Source organism: Nonomuraea sp. NPDC049714, from assembly GCF_044465295.1.
Lineage (GTDB): Bacteria > Actinomycetota > Actinomycetes > Streptosporangiales > Streptosporangiaceae > Nonomuraea.
The window spans coordinates 173,228-194,085 of the sequence record NZ_JBITLM010000014.1 but is presented as its reverse complement, the minus strand read 5'-3'; the positions used below and the strand labels follow the sequence as shown (position 1 = coordinate 194,085).

General features: G+C 63.1%; 16 protein-coding genes. 10 read left to right on the top strand and 6 right to left on the bottom strand.

Features of this window, described 5'->3' with window-relative positions:
* Positions 1-21: 21 nt before the first annotated feature.
* Positions 22-234, bottom strand: coding sequence for a hypothetical protein (locus ACIBQX_RS41175; protein ID WP_397014452.1), 213 nt, complete (start codon positions 232-234; stop codon positions 22-24).
* A gap of 228 nt (positions 235-462) precedes the next feature.
* On the opposite strand from ACIBQX_RS41175, the gene ACIBQX_RS41170 reads away from it, so the two are divergent.
* Positions 463-1,158, top strand: a complete 696-nt coding sequence (locus ACIBQX_RS41170; protein ID WP_397014450.1) for a cytidylate kinase family protein — start codon at positions 463-465, stop codon at positions 1,156-1,158.
* A 51-nt stretch (positions 1,159-1,209) separates the two neighbouring features.
* On the opposite strand, the gene ACIBQX_RS41165 is transcribed toward ACIBQX_RS41170, so the two are convergent.
* Both ACIBQX_RS41165 and ACIBQX_RS41160 read right to left on the bottom strand, forming a co-directional pair.
* Entirely contained in the window at positions 1,210-2,025 is an 816-nt protein-coding gene (locus tag ACIBQX_RS41165; RefSeq protein WP_397014449.1) for a helix-turn-helix transcriptional regulator, read from the bottom strand.
* Positions 2,026-2,230: 205 nt separating this feature from the next.
* On the bottom strand, positions 2,231-3,649 hold the full coding sequence (locus ACIBQX_RS41160; protein WP_397014447.1) for a hypothetical protein: 1,419 nt from the start codon (positions 3,647-3,649) through the stop codon (positions 2,231-2,233).
* Between the two features lie 267 nt (positions 3,650-3,916).
* Between ACIBQX_RS41160 and ACIBQX_RS41155 the strand changes: the two genes are divergently transcribed.
* Complete coding sequence (locus tag ACIBQX_RS41155) at positions 3,917-4,393, top strand: hypothetical protein (protein WP_397014445.1); 477 nt, start codon at positions 3,917-3,919, stop codon at positions 4,391-4,393.
* A gap of 61 nt (positions 4,394-4,454) precedes the next feature.
* Here the strand turns inward: ACIBQX_RS41155 and ACIBQX_RS41150 are convergent, their stop codons facing one another.
* Complete coding sequence (locus ACIBQX_RS41150) at positions 4,455-4,661, bottom strand: DUF397 domain-containing protein (protein ID WP_397014443.1); 207 nt, start codon at positions 4,659-4,661, stop codon at positions 4,455-4,457.
* Positions 4,643-5,464, bottom strand: a complete 822-nt coding sequence (locus ACIBQX_RS41145) for a Scr1 family TA system antitoxin-like transcriptional regulator (protein ID WP_397014441.1) — start codon at positions 5,462-5,464, stop codon at positions 4,643-4,645. Before ACIBQX_RS41145 ends, ACIBQX_RS41150 begins: the two co-directional genes overlap by 19 nt.
* 296 nt (positions 5,465-5,760) lie before the next feature.
* On the opposite strand from ACIBQX_RS41145, the gene ACIBQX_RS41140 reads away from it, so the two are divergent.
* From ACIBQX_RS41140 to ACIBQX_RS41125, 4 genes are read left to right on the top strand one after another with little or no spacing between them, the layout of a single operon-like run.
* On the top strand, positions 5,761-6,036 hold the full coding sequence (locus tag ACIBQX_RS41140) for a hypothetical protein (protein WP_397014439.1): 276 nt from the start codon (positions 5,761-5,763) through the stop codon (positions 6,034-6,036).
* Positions 6,033-6,476, top strand: a complete 444-nt coding sequence (locus tag ACIBQX_RS41135; protein ID WP_397014437.1) for an ATP-binding protein — start codon at positions 6,033-6,035, stop codon at positions 6,474-6,476. The genes ACIBQX_RS41140 and ACIBQX_RS41135 overlap by 4 nt, the downstream gene beginning before the upstream one ends.
* A complete protein-coding gene (locus ACIBQX_RS41130) occupies positions 6,473-6,769 on the top strand; it encodes a hypothetical protein (protein ID WP_397014435.1) in 297 nt (98 codons plus the stop codon). Before ACIBQX_RS41135 ends, ACIBQX_RS41130 begins: the two co-directional genes overlap by 4 nt.
* Positions 6,770-6,796: 27 nt before the next feature.
* The gene (locus tag ACIBQX_RS41125; protein ID WP_397014433.1) at positions 6,797-7,204 is read left to right on the top strand and encodes a DUF6578 domain-containing protein; all 408 of its coding nucleotides are present in this window, start codon (positions 6,797-6,799) and stop codon (positions 7,202-7,204) included.
* A 255-nt stretch (positions 7,205-7,459) separates the two neighbouring features.
* Here ACIBQX_RS41125 and ACIBQX_RS41120 read toward each other — a convergent pair whose 3' ends face one another.
* Positions 7,460-8,104, bottom strand: coding sequence for a hypothetical protein (locus ACIBQX_RS41120; RefSeq protein WP_397014431.1), 645 nt, complete (start codon positions 8,102-8,104; stop codon positions 7,460-7,462).
* Between the two features lie 1,334 nt (positions 8,105-9,438).
* Between ACIBQX_RS41120 and ACIBQX_RS41115 the strand changes: the two genes are divergently transcribed.
* From ACIBQX_RS41115 to drmB, 4 genes are read left to right on the top strand one after another with little or no spacing between them, the layout of a single operon-like run.
* Entirely contained in the window at positions 9,439-14,145 is a 4,707-nt protein-coding gene (locus ACIBQX_RS41115; RefSeq protein ID WP_397014429.1) for a sacsin N-terminal ATP-binding-like domain-containing protein, read from the top strand.
* Positions 14,142-15,662, top strand: a complete 1,521-nt coding sequence (locus ACIBQX_RS41110; protein ID WP_397014427.1) for an NERD domain-containing protein — start codon at positions 14,142-14,144, stop codon at positions 15,660-15,662. Before ACIBQX_RS41115 ends, ACIBQX_RS41110 begins: the two co-directional genes overlap by 4 nt.
* Positions 15,659-18,835, top strand: coding sequence for a helicase-related protein (locus ACIBQX_RS41105; protein WP_397014425.1), 3,177 nt, complete (start codon positions 15,659-15,661; stop codon positions 18,833-18,835). Before ACIBQX_RS41110 ends, ACIBQX_RS41105 begins: the two co-directional genes overlap by 4 nt.
* Positions 18,816-20,642 (top strand): DrmB family protein, encoded by a 1,827-nt coding sequence (drmB, locus tag ACIBQX_RS41100; RefSeq protein ID WP_397014423.1) that lies wholly within the window; start codon positions 18,816-18,818, stop codon positions 20,640-20,642. The genes ACIBQX_RS41105 and drmB overlap by 20 nt, the downstream gene beginning before the upstream one ends.
* Positions 20,643-20,858 lie beyond the last annotated feature (216 nt).

Genomic DNA, 20,858 nt, shown 5'->3' with positions numbered 1-20,858 from the left:
GGCCACGGCTGCGTCAGCAGGTCATTCGCCGCGCCTGTTGGACGGGCCGCGCAGGCCGCGCACTCCGATGACCACGAGGGCAAGAGCGACGATGAGCACGATGGGGCCGATGACGGCCCAGGTGGTGTCGCCGGTCATCACGCTCCCGCCGACGACGCCCAGCCCCTGAAGCGTCCACAGACCGCCGACCGCGGCCAGGAGAACGCCGATGGCGACGAGAATCCATGCTTTCACTGCTTTTCTCATTTCCGTTGCCCGGGGACGAGCCGCTGTTGGCTCGAACCGTACTCCCGGATCCAGGGCGCAGGCGAGATCACCCGGAAGGATGGGGCAGCAACGGTGGGCCTGATGCGGGAGCCGAGTAATGCTGGAGACCTGTCGAACGCGGCGTCCTCGTCGACCGAGCCGGCGACCGCAGTCTGACGTGCGGTGCTCAACAGAGACACCGTGAGAGAGGCAGCAATGGACCAAGGCACCCGCGGCGAGCTCATCGGTCGGCTGGCCGAGGCGATCAGGTCCGTCACGACCGCGCACCCGCTGCGGGTCGCCATCGACGGGCCGCCCGCCGCCGGCAAGACCACGCTGGCCGACGAGCTCGCCGTCGTCCTGCGCGCGCAGGACCGCGACGTCATCCGCGCGACCATCGACGACTTCCTCTTCCCCCGTGCACAGCGCTACCGACGCGGCCGGTACTCGGCCGAAGGCTGCTACTTCGACGCCCACGACCACGCCGCACTGTGCCGGGTCCTGCTCGATCCGCTGGGCCCAAGCGGAGACCGAAGGTTCCAACACTCGGTCTACGACAGAGACACCGACACCCCATCGTCCCCGCCGGCCACGACCGCCCCCGCAGACGCCGTACTGCTCTTCGACGGCGTCTTCCTGCTGCGCCCAGAACTCATCGACCGGTGGGACCTGCGCATCTTCGTGTCCGTCCCCTTCGAGCAGACGGTAGATCGCGCCCGGGACCGAGGCACAGGGCCGGCCGGATCCACCGCCGACACCGCCGAAATCGAACGGTCCTGGCACAACCGCTATATCCCCTCCCAAAAGCTCTACTTCGCCACAGCCCGCCCAACCGACCACGCCGACATCATCGTGTACAACGATCAGCTCCAACGGCCGACCTGGGATGTCCGACCACACTCATCGATTTGACCATTGCTCGCGGGAGCCGCCGCTAGGGGTGTCCGGGCACGTACCGAAGGTTCACTTCGCCCATGTGGTCACCGCGTCCTCTATGGCCCGTTGGGACACCGATTGAGAGTGTGCGTCCGCTCTGATGATGTTGTAGCGGACCTTGAGGCGGGCGACCGCCTCGTGATCGCTCGTGACGTCACCGACGAGCACCGAGTCCGCCGACACCACCTCGGCGCCGCCGCGCAGCCGTGCCAGCGAGAACGCGCTCATCATCCCTGCGGCGCATCCCGCCGCGACGGGCACGAGCTGGATCGTGATGCAGGGGTGCTGAGCCAGCTCCAGCAGGTGGCGAAGCTGCTGGACGAGAACCGCCGGTCCGCCGACCGGGCGGTGGAGCACGCCCTCGTCGATCAGCGCCAGGAAGACGGGCGGGCTGGGACGGTCGAAGATGTGCAGCCGCCGGGTCCGGGCTTCGACCCGCTCTTCTACCTGGTCGGCGGGGGTCATCGGGGAGAAGATGGCGCGGGCGTACTCCGGGGTCTGGAGCAGGCCCGGGATCAGCAGCGGGTCCCAGGACTGGAGGATGACGGCCTGCGGCTCGATCTCCTCCACCCAGCGGGCGAACCAGCCGAGGGCGGGGGAGTGGGAGATCTGCCGGAACAGGGTGGTGAAGTGGTGGTCCAGCTGGAAGGCATGGTCCAGGGCTTCGGCGAAGTCGAGGGTGGGGGGTCGGCGACCTCGTTCGATGTGGCTGATCAGGGAAGGGTGGCATTGCATCCGGGTGCCCAGGGCGACCAGGGACAGGCCCGAGTTCTTGCGATGATGCTCCAGGTCGGAGGCGAATCGCACTCGGGGGGAAATCGGGTGGCTGGTGCTTTCGTTCACGCGGCTCCTTGGTCGTCGCATCCCCTGCCCTGCTCGGATTGATCACCCTCCGCGACGATACCGCTACTGGATATGACAATCAATGTCGTTCTTGTATCGTTTCTGTTGTTGGAATTCGCCGTGGAAAATGCCGTGGCCTGTTGGGTTATATGGGCATGCCGATAACGCGTCGCTCACGCCCCCGGCTCACAACGAACTCCGGGCGTTACCGTACGGCGCCGGCCTGGGTGAGGAGGCTCTCGTACCAGGGGGCGTAGGGGTGGTCGGTCGCCGGGTGGTTGGCTAGCGGGGTCGTCGCCAGGTTCGCGCTGTTGAAGCCCCAGCCGCGTACGAGCCGCCCGGATCGCCGTGCTGACGTGATGAAGGCGGACTCGCCCGCCGGTGCGGCGTAGAACAGGGCGCCCTGCTGGAGCTCCGCGGCATCGCCCTTCTGGAACTCGGCGAAGGCGATCTGCGGGTAGTGGATGCGGTCGCCGGTGAAGCGGTCGGTGTCCACGCGCAGGGTCTGCGCCGGGGTCGGGCCGTCCGCTCCGGTCCACACCCGCACGCTCGATGTGCCGCGGGTGGAGGTGGTCTTGTCGAAGCGGGCGTCGGAGGTCTTCGCGTTCCCGCTCCACGAAATCGTCGACGCGCCGCTGTCCAGCAGGCCGTCCCACACCCAGTTCTGGCTGTTGCTCTGGCTGCGGTGGATCTCGCGCAGCCGGGTGCCGGCCGCGTCCGTGAACGCGACCGTCGGCAGGACACCGTTGTCGTACTGGCGGCTGGCGGACCAGCTGATCTCGCCGTCCGCGCCGAGACGCCCCACGCGAGACCACAGCGTGGCCGCGTTCTGGGACTGGTGAACCTCGACCACGTCGCCGTTGTCGTTCAGCGCGACAGCGGGCGTCCTGCCGTTGTCATACCTCCCATGGCGGAGCCAGGTCACCCGACCGTCGTCGTATCTGCCAGTCCAATACCAGAGCACACCCGAGCCGGAGTCGTGCACCTCGACGATCTGCCCGTTCGCATTGAGCGCGACCGCCGGGTCGCGGCCGATGTCACGTCTGTACTCCGTGCGGCTCTTGCCGTTGCCGGAAAGCAGGGCCAGTACGCGGCCGCGCAGCGAGTCCAGCTGCGGAGGGCTCGCCGGGTAGTCTTCGGCCCTCAGCAACCGCGGCCCGAAGACGGAGACGAGCTCCTGGTTGAGCGCGGCCAGATTGCCGGCGGCGAACGACGGGTTGTCGGTCAGATCGTCCTTGAGATCGAGCATGACGACGAGCGGGGCGGCGGTCGGATGCGACTCGGACCACGTGTCGATCACGTTCAGCCAGTCGCGCAGCAGGTTCGAGGCCGGGTTTCCGGCGTGGTCGACCTGATCGCCGGGGGAGTCGTGGCCGATGGCGTAGTCGCGCGCCGTGGCGTACCCGTTGTCATGGACGTCGAGCTCGATGAAGCGAACGCCGTGGTCGAGCTGATAGGTGATGGAGTTTCTGGCACCGTCGACGTTGCCGGAATAGCTGTTGTGCGTGGCGCGGAAGACGGCGGACGATAACGGCAGGTCCGTGTCGGCCTGGGCGTTCCCGCTGATCAGCAGCACGGACGCGGCTGCGGCGAGCATGGACGACAGAGCTCTTGAACGGGTCATCCTCGGATCCTCGAGTGTGGGGGGTGGCGGGAACCGCTGAGCTCGTTGTCGAACGACACCTGGACGTAAGCCATGATCCGCATGGATCGATGATCTGTCCAGCGTCGTTGGTGTGCGGCCGTTCACGCAAAAGGGCTCTGGTCGCGGGACCGCGTAAAAGGGCGTGGATAGAGCGTGCATTTGGTCACTGACCCACCCCGTTGCCCGCCGCACTCTGAGATTCCTGCTCATCGGCATGAAACGCAGGTCAACAGAGGGAGAAACGGCATGCGATCTCACAAGCTCGTACTCGCGCTCGCACTGACGGCGGGCCTGGCCGTCCCGGCGGCTGTGCCCGCGGCCTCACCCGCCGACGCGACGACCAGGGCTTCCACGTGCAGGGTGGAGGTGAATTTTGTCGACGCCTACGACACGGACGAGAACAACGGCGACGAGATCCGGATCAACCTCGCCGGGTACATGTACCCCAGCGGCAACCGGTACGTCGCCATGAACAACGGTGATCGCGCCTATTCCGGCAACTTCGCCAACCCGACCACCACCATCGGCACCACCGGGTCAGCGCTGTTCAGCCTGCGCGAGGTCACCCCGCCCGCCGTCGGCCAGGGCGACGTGCTCGGCTCGGTCACCGCGTGGGGCTTCACCTGCGCCACGCTCGCCACCGGACAGGTCATCGACATCCCGCAGCACATCTTCGGCAACGGCTACTGGTACTACATGGGCCTGGTGATGACCGGCCTGTAGCTCCTCCGGTGTGTCGGCCGCTCCCAGGCAGGCTCCTATGCCTGGTCGCGGCCGTCATCGGTCAGAGATCGAACTCGCCGCGGCCGGCTCCGTGGAGGAATGCCTTCCACTCCTGGGGGGTGAAGACCAGAGCGGGTCCGTTCGGGTCTTTGCTGTCGCGTACGGCCACGATGCCGGGCATGTTGGTCGCGACTTCAACGCACTGACCGACGTCCGCGCTGGCGGTCGCTTTGCGCCATTCCGCCATCTCTAGATTGAATTCGTCCATTTGGTCACCGCATCCTCTATCGCCCGTTGGGAAACTGATTGGGGGTGTGCGTCCGCTCTGATGGTTTCATATCTCACCTTGAGGTTCATGACCGAATCGTAATCACCGGTGACATGTCCGGACAGGAACGAGTCGGTCGAAACGATCTCAGCACCGTTGCGCAGGCGAGCGAGCGTGAACGCGCTCAACATACCGGCTACACAACCGGCATCGACAGGCACCACCTGGATCGTAATTCGAGGATGACGACAGAGTTCGAGCAGGTAACGAAGTTGATCGACCAGGATGGCCGGGCTGCCGACAGGACGATGCAGCACATGCTCGTCGATCAGCGCCGTGTAGACGGGAGGGGAGGGGCCGTCGAAGATCTGCAGGCGCTGCGTCCGAGCCAAGACCTGCTCCTCCACCTGCTCTGCGGGGGAGGCCTTGGAGAAGAGAGTCCGCGCGTACTCCGGTGTCTGGAGGCAGCCTGGGACCAGCAACGGATCCCAGGATTGGAGGATGGCCGCCTGCGGTTCGATCTCCTCCACCCATCGCGCAAACCACCCAATAGTGGGTGAATGAGCTATCTCCCTCAATAGGCCCGCGAAATGCTCGTCCAGTTGAAAGACCCGATCCAGGGCCTCGGCGAATTCGCGTGTAGGCGTCCGACGTCCTCTTTCGATGTGGCTGATAAGAGATGTGTGACACTGCATCCGTGTGCTCAGCGCGATCTGGGACAGACCCGCATCCTTACGGTGATGTTCCAGGTCAGAGGCGAAACGAGCCCGAGGGGACATCGGGTTGCCGGTCTTATCGCTCATGCCACTCCTCGGGGGGTTGCGTCGTCGTCCGATACGGTCGACTACTCTCTGCGACCATATCGCTACTTCCCTATGACATTCAACGTAGTTATCGCGTCTTTCTTTGTCTTTTATATTTCTCCAGGTAAATGCCCCATCCGCCGAAGCAAATGCGCATGCTGATACTCCACTCAGTCGTACAAGACGAGACGCCTGTCGCGAAAGCGGCCGGATGCGTCTCCAACGAGGGAGGTCGGCGTGACGAACGTGACCTTGGTGCGGTGCTCATCGCCGGCGACGAGCCTGGCGGTGATCGCATGACCGCAGCGCCACTGTCCGATGGCCAACAGGCGTATCTCTACCTGGTACGTCTCGCCTGGGACCTCCGCGAGCTGGGACTTGGCTCGCTGCTCGACCTCTCCGTACGGGCGGAGCCGGCCGTGGTGATCCACCAGGCGTCCACTCGACTGAAGATCACGGTCGTCCAGCGCAAGGAGGTCTGGTTCTTCACCTGGGGCCACGGCCGCAAGCAGTCGGCCTGGGTGGGCGCCGAGGGCGTCGTCTCCCACATTGCCCGTTGGGCGGCGCGATGAAGACCTCACTGACCCGCCGCACGTACACGGACCTGCCGGCCCACCCCCTCTCGGTCTCGATCGCCCGTACGTACGTCGCGCGGATCCTCGCCGACTGGGAACGCGCGGAACTGACTGACGACGCCCAGCTCGTCATGAGCGAGTTGCTGACCAACGCCATCAAGGCGACCCAGAGCGCTCGCCAGCCCAACGACCTGACGCACGGCATGTCCGCCGGGTACGAATGCGACCCGTGGCTCGGCCTGCACCAAGTGAGCGACGACGTAGTCCTGGAGGTCTGGGACTGCAACCGCAACCCCCCGAAACTGCGCGCCCCCGAGTCATGGGAGGTCGGCGGCCGTGGCCTGCAAGTGGTCAACGACCTGGCCACGAGCTGGGGCTACCGATGGCCGAAGACCGGCGGCAAGATCGTCTGGGCAATGCTGGCCGTATCCCCATGACCGACCCGGACATCTGGCCCTGCCCGCAGCTCGCCCCGCACCCTCCCACCCGCACCGGCCGACGCATGACGAGACTCGACTGGACGGCCGAGAGACCGTACCGCGTCCGCGTCCTGGCCTACACCTGCTCGTGCCGCGCGATCGTGTACGAGTTGCTCGCGTCCGGCGGTACGTACGTAATCCGCCGTTCGCACCAGGTTGCGCCTCGGAAGGAGACGTACGCCGGACCCTGGGCCTGCTGCGAGGCGGAGCGCATGTGGACCCTGATCCTCACGGGCGAGGCGATCTTATGAACTGTCGTTTGTCCACCTGGAGTTGTCATGGACCGCCGTCCTGCCAAGACTGGCGAGATGAAGTGGAACGTCTGGGTCGACGAGTGGCAGATGCAGTGCTGCGGCGATCCCTTCCGCATCGGCGCAACGGTCTCCTGGACCCTCCGCCCGGTCGACCGCGACTGGCTGACCCGAGTGCTGGGCGAGGAGACCGCCGCCACGATCGACTGGGGCGAGGATCACCACAGCGACCCGTCCGCTGACCAACTCCACGTCGAAGCCCAAGTCACCCACATCTCCGCAGTCCACGCCCAACTGGAACGCGTCCCCGACGAGAACGCATATCACCCGGTCAACGGAGTCCTGTCCTCACAGACCTTCGCCGACGGGTGGAATCCAGCGCAGGGCGACCAAAAACTCATCGGGTACCTCGTGACCCTCGCGGCTGAACAGTAGACCCAATCGCCACGCCGCAGGCTTGTGGATAATCATTTCTACACTGACTCCCCCACCACGTCTTCCCTCCAACGTGGCAAAGCGATCCAGCGGGTGCAATGCTCCGACACCGCCTCGACCGCGAACAACTCCTCTCATTCGACGAGCAGCGGCCGGGATGATCTCGGTGACGGCGCTCCCAGTTGCCCACGGTGGAGCGTTTCGCCTGAGCCAGCCGCGCGATCTCCAACCGCGAGGCGAAAACCTGCGGCGAGGTCAAGGTTTCGTTCCCGCCGGTCGCTGGGCCAGGACCTCCGGGACCCGGTCGAAGGCTTGCAGCGAGCCGATGACTTGCGGCTCCACGTATGCCAGCAACCTGTAGATCTTGGCATGGTCCGCTGCCAAATGCCGGTGATGGATCGGCTCGTGATGCATGATGCGATTACGCAGGAGGACCATGGCCTGCAAATTGTCACGCAGCGGCTCTCGCCTGCCCGAATAGTGCGGGAACGCCTCGTGCAAGGCCGGGACCCACAAGTGCCGGTCGTACCTGCGACTCAGAAGCGACACCCAGAAGCCAAATGACAGCTCGGTGACCACGTCATCGGCGGAGGGCAGGCTGACGCCTTTCCTGGCAAGCTTCTGCTTCGCCGCAGTGATCTTGGCCGTTTCGTACTCGTCCAGGGGAGCCACCCGCCACCAATCCTCCGTCCCGAACCGGTTCCGCAGTCGGTCGTGCTCGGCGTTGCGTAAGCAGATCTCCAGGTAGTGCAGCGGCACGTAGAACGCCTCGGACGCCCGGACGTTCCACTGATACAGGTCCAACGCGACGAGATGATCGCCTGGGAGCGCGCCGAGGTATGGAGCGAAGCGCGGTACGGAGATCACCCGCTCAACCCATCCGGGCAGTTCGATATGCAAGACGGCACCTCCGAAGGCATGGCTGACGTGCGGCGGCGCCCCGGGGTATGCTGGACGTCGTAAGCCCCGGGTCCGCCTCTGCTCTGCATGCCGCCCGGGGCACGGCTTTTATTGATCCAATAGCCGTACGAATCCCGCCTGGAAAGGCTCTTCGCTGTGCCGAAGAGTACAACGATACGATCACTCGGCACGACTGTATCGAGGCTACAAAAACTATTAACTTCAGAAAAGGGAAGCGCGTCCCTATTCCCCTACCCAGATCGCTTAAGCAGCTGGCCTACCATAACCATCTGACTGCATGCTCTCGCCCTCAACTGATATGCCCCAAAGCAACGAAGGATCGTCTCAAGCTGACTTTAGCCCTGATATATGAGGCACGCCGAAATACCTACACGCCGGTTCGCTCGCCAATGCCTCTACTACCTGGGGATCTGCCGACAAGGCGTGCATTGAGAGCGAATCTATACCGAGGGCACTGTTCGGGTCAACCATTCTGTGAACCCTGCCCTCCCCTATGCGGCCGTATATCACTATATTGTGCAGAATAATTCCATAGAAATGCCTTCTGTCCCATTAGACAGAGGCAATCAGCCTGTGTAGATTGTCCCCTTGTTCAAGCGCCCAAGGCCGCGAACGGGGGCTGGTGGAGGACCTACAGGCTCGAGTCGAGGTCGGAGATTGTTGCGCTGGTCTCCTCTTGCCATATCCCATGGAATGGGTAGGAAGCGGAGTAGGTGCGCCGATATGGGCTGGAGGTGCCCGATAGGGGGTGAGTGAAGTAACCGCTTAAACGCGGGCCTAGCTGGGCGGCGCAGAAAGGACAGAACGCCTGCAATGTGTACGTTCTGGTCTTTATGTGCACTGATGCACCAGAACGGAAAAGCGGTCCAGGCGAACAGGGTCAGCAAGGGGGGCTAGATCCCAACCGGCCCCAGGTGGGTCACCTGACATGACTGAAGGGCTGCCCCGGGCCCCACCGAAGCTCACGGCATGAGCGCCAGAGCCAAAAGAGACGTCCTTGAGACTGTCTTTGTCGCTCGCGTCGTCTAGATTCCTATGCAGTCGGATTCGCGGCGCCGCGCACGTCTGGCTGAAAACGAGTCAACGTTGGAGTCTGGTTTGCACGATTGGGATAGAGCCGGCCTGCGGGATGCCGGCGTCGTTGCCGAACCGTCCGATGCCCACCTGCATGCCCACCACGCGGGTGAGTCCCTAGGCCTCGCGTGCCAGACGACACCAAGCCCAACAGTCCACAGTTCCGAAGAAGTTGAAGCCGCTCCGAGCGGATCTACCGGTCCCGGTGCGGAGACCTCAGATGCGGGGAGTGCGCGCCCGTGACGACACGTCAGTCTTGGACGTCGGACGCAAGCCTTGCCCAAGAGGTAGGGGATCAGTTCGATCGGGCAATCGCCTCCTATCGGGCAAACCCCCACCTCATCTCCGAGCATGCGAACCATGAGGAGTCCATTCGGGTCGGAGGATATGCCAATCGGACACTCCTCGAGCTCGTGCAGAACGCCGCCGACGCCATGTCGGGGATCAGCGATGACCAAGGCGGATTCGCTGGCCGGGTCGAAATCGTACTTGACACGGAGAGTCGAACCCTCTACTGCGCCAATGCGGGTCGTCCGTTCTCGAAGAACGGGCTCACCGCGATCACACACGCACACCTCAGCGGCAAGCGAGGTGACGAGATCGGACGCTTCGGACTGGGGTTCAAGTCCGTCCTTGCTGTTTCGGATGCTCCGCAGGTCTTCAGCCGCTCGGTGTCGTTCGAGTTCAACTCGTCCGCAGCTCGGGCCGAGATCAGCAAGATCGCGTCTACCGCGAAGCGTCGCCCGATCCTTCGGACCCCCACCATCGTCGACCCGTTCGCCGCGTTCGCCGAAGACGCCATTCTCGCGGAGCTTGCCGGGTGGGCGGCTACCGTCGTGAGACTTCCGCATGCGTCAAGCCTGGAGCGGCTTCGCGGAGAAATCGAGGGATTCTCATCGGAGTTCCTCCTCTTCGTCGGTGCCGTGCGGGAGGTCAAGCTTAGGGTGCTCGGCTCCGACGCATTCGAGACGAGTCATACGTCTCGCGATTTCGGTGATGGCGTCTTCAAGATTGAGAATCCGGACGGCGGCGGCGATGAGTGGCTCGTGGAAGATCGGATGCACGCGCCGTCTTCGAATGCTCGAAGGCAAGTCGGAGAAGCCGTTTCGCGCGCGGAGGTCAAGGTTACCGTCGCGATTCCGAAACGACATGCGAGGCAACGCATCGGGCGGTTCTGGTCCTATTTTCCACTTCAGGATCAGACCTCGGCCTCTGCTCTCTTCAACGCTCCCTGGAGCGTGAACGACGACAGGACCACCCTACTTAAAAATGACTACAACCGAGAGATACTCGGGACGCTCTCGGACATGTTCGTCGGCATGTTGTCGCGGGTGACGGAGCCCGACGACCCTGCGGCTCACCTCGACTACATGCCCGCGCGAGGAAGGGAGCCGCTGTCGTTCGGCGACGAGCTGCTCTGCGCACACGTACCGCAGATGTCAGCGAACCGCGAGCTGATACCCGACGCTACGGGCACCCTGACGTGCGCATCCCAACTTCGCCCCCTCGACTTCTCCATCGGGGTCCATCCAGATGTCCATCGGGCCTGGACCATCTCTCCGCATACCGGTAAGGACGTTCCGCATTGGCGTTGTTACACCTCGCAGCAGCGAGTCACTCGTCTGCGGCAGCTCTTCGCGGCATCGGCCTCTCACGGCCGCATCGACGGCAACGACAGGGACATGAAGCGCGCCCTGGAGGAATTGCCGAAACGGGGGCTTCTTTCCTGGCTGCGTGAGTGGGCCGAAGGAGTGGATGCGGTGTCCGCCGCCAACGCGTTCAAATTCGTGTGCGGCAACGGGAATCTGCCCGATATCGATCAGGCCAAGGTGATTCCGACCACCAAAGGCATGCGGACCCTGAGGGATAAAGATGTCGTCTTCCTCCATCAGGAGGAGGGTATCCAGATAGAAGGGGCGATCTTCGTCTCACCCGACTTTCTGGCACAACGCGGGGTGGACGACGGCCTTAGGAAAGTCGGATTTCGAGACCTCGACCCGCTCGCGATTCTCAACGCGCGCCTTGCAAGGCTCTCGGACACGTCGGGTGACGAGGAACTCTCCAAGCTCTGGGACGCCGTTCTAGGAGTGCCCGCTTCCCTTGCGGCGAAGGTCTTGACCGGCCACTCCGCCACGGTCAAGGTCCCTACCTGCGACGGCGGATGGGCATGGCCGCGCCAGGTCTTCGATCTCGACGAGTCCATAGGCGACGAACATGCGGTGAGGACCCTCGACCGCCGGCGCTGCATGCCCGACGTGGCGTATCGGCTGGGGGTCATTCGCGGACCCGTAAGGGGCTACTCCGCAGAGGATGAACCATCTTTCGGACAGTACCGAGAGTGGGTCACAGCGATGCTCAACGAGAAGCAGGGTCCTGGCGAGCGACCGATTGACAACATCGACCTCTATCCCGGGGAAGGACCGGGCCCGTTCTCCACGTTGTTCATCTTGCGTGCCGCAGGGGCGTCACCGCAGTTGCGTGAGAACTGGACTGTCGGGTTACTCGGAGCAGACGACTCCCGTTGGACCTGTGAGGATCTCGGCACGGGCAGGACCTATCCTGTGGCGTCGCCGGTTCGTTGGGCAGTGGAACGTGCCGGTTTGCTGCGGTCGAACCGAGGGTTCCGACCGCCGACCGACGTCGTCGCGCCGTCCCTCATCAAGTATGAAAAGCTCCTACCGCTGTTCCGTGGACCGCGACAGGTCTCCGATGCATTGGAACTCCCGGATGAGCTCGACGCGATACCCGTTCCTGTGCTCAAGGAAGCGCTCGAGGCGGAACTGTTCCCGCCGGGCATCGAGGATTCCGTGCTCGTCGATTTCATAACGACGGCCTGCCGCATCGCCTATCCGGGAACTCAGCCCCCGACCATTCCTGCCAAAGTGAGGCGCGCGACGGAGCCGCGGCCTCCGACGTCGGTGTACCTCGCCACGACGGACGAGCAGGAGGAATTCCTCTCGTCACGCCAGCGCCCGTATCTGAGAGTGACGGACGATCAGGCAGTCGAACTCGTGAAATCGGTTGGTTGCCACCGGTTCGAAGACAGCTTCGCGTTCTCAATAGTGATCGAGGGAGACCAGGAGAGCGAGCGGGTAGTCGACGTCTTCACCGGACTTCGCAACACGCACGCCGCCGACAAGCTGATCAACGCAACGGTCGCACGGGCAATCCAAGTGGTCAAGCGGGTGACCACCGAGGACGGTGTCGAGGAGCAGTCGCTCGCGTGGCACCTCGACGGACTGAATCTAGTGGTGCGCGGCGACGCCGACGAGCGTCGACTCCTCGGCTTCATCAATGACGCCTTCGATCTGCGCTTCACAAATGCTGAGCTCGACAAAATTCTCAAGACAGGCCTCGACCACCACCTTCAAGCACTTCGCCAGGAAGCGAAGGCGGCCACGACCGACGCAGACCGACTTGATGTCTACTTCGGTCCGGATGACCTACGGGATGCGCTACCTAAGGGACTTTGGCAGGCGCTCGAGGCACAGAGTCTGATCACCGACCAGACCTCCGTCGCCCCTCTCTTCCTGACGGTGTACGGATCGGACTCGATCAAGCTTCTCGCCGACCTTTTCCGGCAGGAGGGTTTCCCCGACGTCCCGACGACATGGGCGGGTGGCGCGGCGACCATCTCATGGCTGCGAAAGATGGGATTCGGTAGCGAATACGCTGGCCGCCGCAATGAGCGCCAAGACCACGAATTCATCGTCCCTGGTGCCGTAAAGCTCAACCCCCTTCATCCGTTCCAGCAAAAAATAAGTCGGCAGCTCAAAGACGTGCTCACGCTGCGTGAAGCGAACGGTCGTCATCTCAAGGCGATGGTTGAACTCCCAACCGGCGCGGGCAAGACACGCGTCGCTGCAGAGACCGTTCTCAAGCTCTTCATGGAGGGGAGCCTTCGTGGCCCCGTCCTGTGGATCGCGCAGTCGCTGGAGCTTTGTGAACAGGCTGTGCAGACCTGGAGCACGGTCTGGCGAGCGCTCGGGGACGAGCGTCCGCTGACGATCGGGCGTCTGTGGGAGAGCAACATCGTGCACGAGCCGGACACGGAGTTCAGCGCCATCGTCGCGACGGACGCGAAGCTCGATGTCATCCTCGACAGTCCCGAATACGAGTGGCTGAGCAGCGCGTCAGCAGTCATCGTCGACGAGGGACATCGCGCGGGCGGCTCCGAGCGGTACACACGAATCTTGAATTGGCTGGGCGTGGCCGGCCGCGGCTGGGAACGCCCTCTGGTCGGACTCTCCGCGACTCCCTTCAAAGGCACGTCCGAGACAGCGACCGCTGCGCTTGCGAGCCGATTCGGTAATCGAAAGCTCGATGCCTTCGAGGCAGACGCGTACAAGCGACTGGCAGAGCTCGGAGTGCTTGCGCGAGTCCAGCATGAGGTGCTGCCCGGTATCGAGGTTGTCCTCCGGCCGGATGAGATCGCCGAAGCCACAAAACAGCGGAGGGTAAGTCAAACGGTCCTGGACCGCATCGGCCAGGACCAAGCTCGCATGTCGATCCTCGTCAACCACATCATGAGCCTGGACGAGAACTGGCCTGTGCTGGTTTTCACTCCGAACGTCCTTTCAGCCCAGGTGCTCGCCGCGACACTGCGATATCGCGGTATCGAGGCGGCGGCGGTGAGCGGACAGACCGGTAGACAGGAGCGCCGAGACATCATCGATAGATTCAAAAAGGATAAGATCCACGTCCTTGCGAACTGCGACCTGCTGATCCAGGGTTTCGACGCCCCGGGCGTGCGCGCGCTTTACATCGCGCGCCCGACCTTCAGCCCGAACGCTTATATTCAGATGGCGGGCCGTGGCCTGCGCGGCCCTGCCAACGGCGGGAAGGACGAGTGCCTCATCGTGGACATGGCTGACAATTTCGGAGACGTCAACGAGTTGCTCGGATACCGCGAGTATGAGGACCTCTGGCAGGAGCAGCGCGCGTGATTCTTGTTCCCGACCTGACGGACATCGAAATAAGCGCAAGCAGCGACGCCGAGCGTCGGGTCGCCCGGTTGCTGCGAGAGATCGACGGCGACAACGATGCGGTGGCCTTCCATTCGGTAAAATTGCGCTCCCATGCCTACAAGCAACAGGCGGAAGCGGATTTCGTCATTCTGTGGAAGAAGGCTTTGATCGTCGTCGAGGTCAAGGGGGGAGGGGTCAGAAAGTACGACGGCGTCTGGTACAGCATCGACCGACGTAACGACTGGCACAAGCTGGCCGGCTCGCCGATGGAACAATCACGGTCCGCCATGTACGCGCTGAGGAACATCCTTCGCCAAGAAGGTGTCGGCTGGTTCGTGCAAGAGGCCATCGTCGTCACACCTGACATCGAAACTCCCCCGCACTCACTCGAATGGCAGCCGACCCACTGGCTGGCGAAGGACGACATGAGCGTTGAAAGGATGGCCCGAGCTCTCAATGCGATAGCGGCGGTGGCACAAGCGCCGCCCACCGACCGGAAACGCGCGAGAACCGATGACTTGCGGACCAGCCTGTTCGGAGAATTCACGCGCATGCCCGTGATCGACGCACAGCGTGGAGCGGTCATCGAGGAGCAGAACCGTGCGACAGCGAGCCAGGCCAGGGTCCTCGCCTCGCTGGCGCGCAACCCCAGAGTCATGGCGTTCGGCGGCGCCGGCACGGGTAAATCGCTCGTCCTGGTCGAGGCGGCCAAGCAGGAAGCGGATCAGAATAGATCCGTCTTGATCACCTTCAAGTCTCCGGAGTTGCGGGACTTCTTCGCCGCACATGTGATCGATCGTGACATCGACGTCGTCCCATTTGATCAGCTGAAGCCGACAAAGGTCTACGACGCCGTGTTCATCGACGAAGCGCAGGACCTGATGACTGCTGAAGGAATGGACACACTTGACACGCTCGTCGTCGGTGGACGAGCCGCGGGCCGGTGGCGGATGTTCCTCGACATGAACAACCAAGCGCACGTCGACGGTGGCTTCGACGAGGATGTCTTCGAGATCATCGCCCCTGAGGCGCTCTCGGTCGACCTGGATCTCAACGTCCGAAACACTCAAGCGATCGTCCACATGGTTCAGGAGTACCTCGGGGCAGACGTCGGAGACCCGGGCATCGTCCACGGGGACAGGGTTCAATGGCACACCCCCGACGGGGATCCTGACGTCGACGAGGCCGAGTCCATTGCGCAGCAGCTGGCGGCAGACGGAGTCCGCAAAGAAGGCATCTGGATCATCAGCACAACGTCAAATGCCGCTCCCCGTTTGACGCCTCGCGGATTCGTCGTCACGAGCCCGAAGTATGCGAAGGGCCTCGAAGCGGAGCACGTCATCGTCTGCGACCTGCCTCCGTCCTTCAGCCAAGCCGGGACCGCGGCCTTCTATGTCGCCGTGACACGCGCTCGCGTCTCACTCCATATCGTCGCGTCCAGGGACGACAGACGCCGCCTTCAACAACTACTCCAACAGCGGCAGGTGACGACGTGACCCTGACCAAGGCGCAGAAACTCGCACTGAAGCACCTTCGAACGGCATACGTCGGACCAGATGGTGGCGACAACGAGACCGTCTTCAACATGCCAGACCGTCAGTACGCCGTCGCGATGTTGTTCCCCTACGAGTCGTCAGTGCCTAACCCCGAGGGCTCCGACCAACAGGCGGAGGTTGAAGCTGACGTGACCCTAGGGGATGTGGAGGAGGACGGCGCAGGCGTGCCGCTCGCCGAGGACTGGCGCCCCTCGTCGGTCGCGATCTCTTTCGTCACTGACAGGACCATCGTCTCCTGCGACTTCTCAGGAGGGACCTACCATCCGATCAAAGGAGACGGTCCTCCGCGTTGGCAACGTCGCCCATTCCGGTTCGAAGGAGTCGAGCTTTCCCACAAGCGTCCCCTGCACCAAGTCACAGAGGGTGACATACCGATCGAGATCGGATCGAGATGGCGCCCCTACGGTGACGCCCACCTCGTGACGGTGCACGTGCGTGTGTTGTCAGAATCCACGGGCGATGATCGGCTCGACATCGGTCGGATGCTCTTTCAAGTCGCGCTCAGCGTGACACCCGCGCCTGACGGGCAGATCCTCGAGTACGACAGATCGAGGTCGCTCGACCCGGACGTCGAGTCCGCAGAACTGCGACTCCGCTACCGGGACCGGAAGGTGTATGCGGTAGGCCATGGCATGGCGGCCGACTGGGATCTCAACGACAGTGAGTGCACACGTGTCTTCCTCGACCCAGTGCCAGCGTTCGTCGTCCCCGCAATCGAGACTACGGGGTTCGATCCCGGATCCGACGCCGCCAAGGCCCTTCGGCTCGACAATCTGTTACGGATCGACACAGAGCCGGACGAGGTCTTGTCGATGCTGGACGTGTTCGTCCAGGCCTTTTCCAGCTGGGTCTTCAAGCAGGAGGACTGCGTCAGTAGGTTCGGGCCTGACGCACCGGTCGCACGAACGATCACGGACCGTGCACGCACCGCTGTACGCCGCATGGAAGCCGGCGTCAATCTGCTGCGTGAGAAGGAACAGGAGCCGCTGCGGACTGCATTCGCGCTCGGTATGGCCGCGATGCGACTGCAGATGCGTCAGACCGCGATCAAACATGGCGATAACCCGGACGGAGTGAACGAACCCAAATGGCGCCCATTCCAACTCGGCTTCCTTCTAGTGGCGCTGGCGTCGACGGTCGACGAGACGCACGCCGACCGAGAACTCGTCGATCTGATCTGGTTTCCCACAGGTGGTGGAAAGACTGAGGCCTACCTAGGCCTGGCGGCAATCGAGATCTTCCGTCGCCGGATCGATCACGGGATTGCAGGGGCCGGAACAGCTGTGATCACTCGATACACGCTCCGCCTTCTCACGTCACAGCAGTTTCAGCGTGCGGCCTCGCTCGTCTGCGCGATGGAGATTCTCCGACGCGATGACCCGCGGGCGAAGGGCATGGCTCGGTTTTCCATCGGTCTCTGGGTCGGCAACGAGGTCACTCCTGGCACGAGAAGCGAGGCGAAAGCCGCCCTAGAGCGCCTGCATAAGGCTGCCAAACCCAAGGAAGCCAACCAGTTCCAAATCGAGAGTTGTCCGTGGTGTGATGCGCCGCTTCTGCCTGAGGCCAGAGTCCACGACTCAGGCCGATACGGCTTTCGGGCCGTCGGTCGTGATGTCGCCATCCACTGCACCCATGGGAGCTGCCTGTTCAGTGACGAGCTTCCCGTGGCCGTGGTCGACGACGTCCTTTATGAAGAGCCGCCGACGATCCTGCTTGCGACTGTGGACAAGTTCGCTCGTCTCCAGTTCAGGCCGGAGGCGGGAAGTCTCCTCGGCCTCGACACGACGTTCCGACAACCTTCGCTAATCATCCAGGATGAACTGCATCTGTTGTCAGGACCGCTCGGCACGACGGTCTCCGTCTTCGACGCCGTGATCCAGATGCTCTTGAGTAGAGAGGGGGCGACTCCCAAGATCGTTGCTTCCACGGCCACGATCCGGGCATCGGAAGAGCAGGTCAAAGGACTGTACGGGCGAAGCGTGGCACTGTACCCACCTACAGGACTCAACGGCGATCGAACCTTTTTCTCTCGCCCGGTCGAGAGTGGCGAGGGTCGCCTATATGTCGGACTGATGCCGCAGTCCCTCTCGCAGATGTCAGCAGTCATCGCCGCGACCGCGCCACTGATCGAGATTCCGGAGGTTTTGGCCAGGCACGCCGATGCAGGTGCGACGCGAGATTCCTATTGGACTGCTGTGATGTATCACAACAGCCTTCGTGAACTCGGCCGCACGGGAACGTTGGTGGTCGACGATGTGAACGGGCGCTTGGAGCCGCGTTCAGATCGGCTGGGCCTACCGCTGCGCCGTGTCCGCGCAGACCGAGTTCTGGAGCTCACCAGCCGGCGAGGGCCGGAGGAACTCCCCAATGACCTACGTGAGCTCGGACGAAGCGTCGATCACACCGAACAAGCGATCGACGTCGTCCTCTCCTCGAACATGCTGTCAGTAGGCATCGACATCCCTCGCCTGGCGTTGATGCTGATGGTCGGTCAGCCGAAGACGACCGCCGAGTACATCCAGGCCACCAGCCGGGTCGGTCGTGGCCAGAACAATGGCATCGTCACGACCTTGTTCAGGTCGAATCGAGCGCGCGACCGGTCGCACTTCGAGACCTTCCGGACCTATCACGAAGCGCTCTACCGCAGCGTTGAACCAACGAGTGTTACTCCTTGGTCGTTGGCGTCCCGCGCACGGTCGCTGGCCGGGGCTCTAGTGGCGTTGCTGCGGCAGTCCTTTTCAGCTCTTGCCGAGAACGACTCCGCATCGCGTCTAGATCTTGATGACGATCGGATGCGTGGCGCCATACAGAAGCTGGTCGCGACGTTCGTCGACGTGGTGACCCGCTCGGAACACATCGAGGCCGAGGAGACCGAAGAAGAGGTGTGGAGACTCCTACATGACTGGGATCGCCGAGCGAAGCTGGCACGCGAGAAGGGAGTCACGTTGGTGTACGACCGTCGGAAAGCAGACGACGAAGCGCTGCTGAAGCGGTTCGGCCAGCGCGGAGAAGGATGGCTCGTAGCCGACTCGATGCGGTCTGTCGAGCCGAACGTCGCCGTCCACGTCCGTGAGCCGCTGGAAGGAGGCACCCGTGGAACGAATCCTGCATGACCTGCGCCTGTCCGAGACGATCACACCGTTCGGTGTGGGAGCGATCGTCGACGTGCTCGGGGAGTCCCTGATCGCGCCCGACACCTCCTGGTGGGACCGCAAGTCTGCTCCCGAGATCAGTTGTGAAAGACTCCGCGCACGCTTGCGAGCCGGAGGCCCTTTGGGCGCGGGCGTTCTTCGGCAAGCACCCGCACACTCGGGACGCGCGGCCAAGGAAACGGCGCATCTGCTTTACTGGCGCTTTCCGGCCTGGCGGTTCTGCGAGCGATGCACCAAGCTCTCGCAGCTCACCGGCAGAAACAAGGGCCGCTGGACCAACAGGTGCGAATGCGGCGGAGCGCTTGTACCGATGCGTTATGTCGCTGTCTGTGAGAAAGGTAGCCATATCCAGGACATTCCCTGGTTCAAGTGGGCGCACCGCGGCAATGATGCCGGCGTCACCGACACTGTTCGTTTCTGCCGCGCCTATAAGGAACTGAAGTTCGTACGCTCATCACAACGCGGGGAAGGCTTGGGTTCGCTCCGTATTCACTGCGGCGGGTGCAAACGGTTTCGCCCGCTCTCGGAGCTGGCCGGCGGCGATTCGCTACACCGTGACGGCATCCGATGCGAAGGTGCCCAGCCATGGGAGGAGCCGAAGCCCGGCAACGTCTGCCAGCATCGTCTCAGCGCTGTCCAACGCGGTGCCACTAGTAATTACATTGCCGAACACCTCTCAGCGCTCGACATCCCCGAAGAGCGCCCGCAGTCCATGGAGAAGGCGGATCAGATCCGCAACCACGTCTACTTCGAGAAGGTGGTCGCCGACAACGGCGGCCCACAGGCAGAACTGGTGGCTGGGTGGATCGCTGATGAGATCGGGGTGTCAGCGGACGATGTCCTCAGCCTCGCAGCCGGTGGTGACGACTCCGCAGAAGCTCCCCTACTAGATCTGAAGGACGGCGAGTGGGCAGCGTTCCTAAAGAAGCTCGAAGGCGGTAGGGACCACAGCGACGGCGACTTCGTCGTCGACGGATGGAAGGTGCCTACCGACTCGGTGTGGCCCGCGGCTCTGACAAGTCGACTCGTCAGCGTGGGCCAAGTTCGCCGCGTACGTGAAGTTCGAGCACTTAAGGGCTTTCGACGTCACAGCGCCGAGGCCGATTTCATCCCTTCGGATCTCGGTCCCGATCGGAAACGAAAGCCGGTATATCCATCCGTCGAGATGTTCGGTGAGGGCATCTTTCTCCGGTTCGACGAGGACCGGATGTCCGAGTGGGAGAGCTTGCCCGAAGTCCGAGCACGGGCCGGTATCTTGGTAAACAGGCGAAATTCCAGTCAGTGGGCTCACCGCTTGGATGTGCCTGAGCCACGCTTCATAGCGTTGCACACAATCGCTCATCTACTCATCCGCAGGCTCGCGTTCGCGAGCGGCTACTCATCAGCATCTCTCCAGGAGCGTATCTACGCCAACTCTGATCGGCCCGACCGCACCGCAGGCATCCTGATCTATACAGCTGCTGGAGATGCGCAGGGAACTCTCGGCGGACTCGTTCGGCTGGGCGAGCCTGACAAGATCCTTTCACTACTGTTGGCAGCCTTGAGTGATGCAGATGTCTGTTCGAATGATCCGGTGTGCATCGAGAGTGACCGTCAAGGGTCGTCGCAGCTCAATCTATCGGCATGCCACGGATGCGCGCTTGTCAGCGAGACCTCATGCGAGACAGCTAACCGTCTGCTGGACCGTCAACTTGTTCTCGGAGGAGGAAATGTGCCCGGCCTCCTCGACCGAGTACTCGATCAAGTTCGGCGCAGGACAGGCGTGTGATTGAGGAACTCGCGCGTGCGCATCAGAGCGCGAACGAAACCCTCCCTGTGGTGTCAGGACGCTCGCACTTCTGATTCGCACGACACCTGCCGGGGCGCTCAACAAGCCGATCCGCCGGTGGCGGCTGGGCCCATGGGCTGCGGACGGCCCGCGGCACCACTTCGCCGATAGGCAAGCCCAAAAATACTTCATCCCGCTCGCCATCTCAGCCGCCTT

Coding starts and splice junctions, on each gene's coding strand:
- ACIBQX_RS41130 (WP_397014435.1), top strand. CDS start 6,473: ATGACCGACCCGGACATCTGGCCCTGCCCGCAGCTCGCCCCGCACCCT.
- ACIBQX_RS41145 (WP_397014441.1), bottom strand. CDS start 5,464: ATGAGCGATAAGACCGGCAACCCGATGTCCCCTCGGGCTCGTTTCGCC.
- ACIBQX_RS41150 (WP_397014443.1), bottom strand. CDS start 4,661: ATGGACGAATTCAATCTAGAGATGGCGGAATGGCGCAAAGCGACCGCC.
- ACIBQX_RS41125 (WP_397014433.1), top strand. CDS start 6,797: ATGGACCGCCGTCCTGCCAAGACTGGCGAGATGAAGTGGAACGTCTGG.
- ACIBQX_RS41140 (WP_397014439.1), top strand. CDS start 5,761: ATGACCGCAGCGCCACTGTCCGATGGCCAACAGGCGTATCTCTACCTG.
- ACIBQX_RS41135 (WP_397014437.1), top strand. CDS start 6,033: ATGAAGACCTCACTGACCCGCCGCACGTACACGGACCTGCCGGCCCAC.
- ACIBQX_RS41155 (WP_397014445.1), top strand. CDS start 3,917: ATGCGATCTCACAAGCTCGTACTCGCGCTCGCACTGACGGCGGGCCTG.
- ACIBQX_RS41170 (WP_397014450.1), top strand. CDS start 463: ATGGACCAAGGCACCCGCGGCGAGCTCATCGGTCGGCTGGCCGAGGCG.
- ACIBQX_RS41160 (WP_397014447.1), bottom strand. CDS start 3,649: ATGACCCGTTCAAGAGCTCTGTCGTCCATGCTCGCCGCAGCCGCGTCC.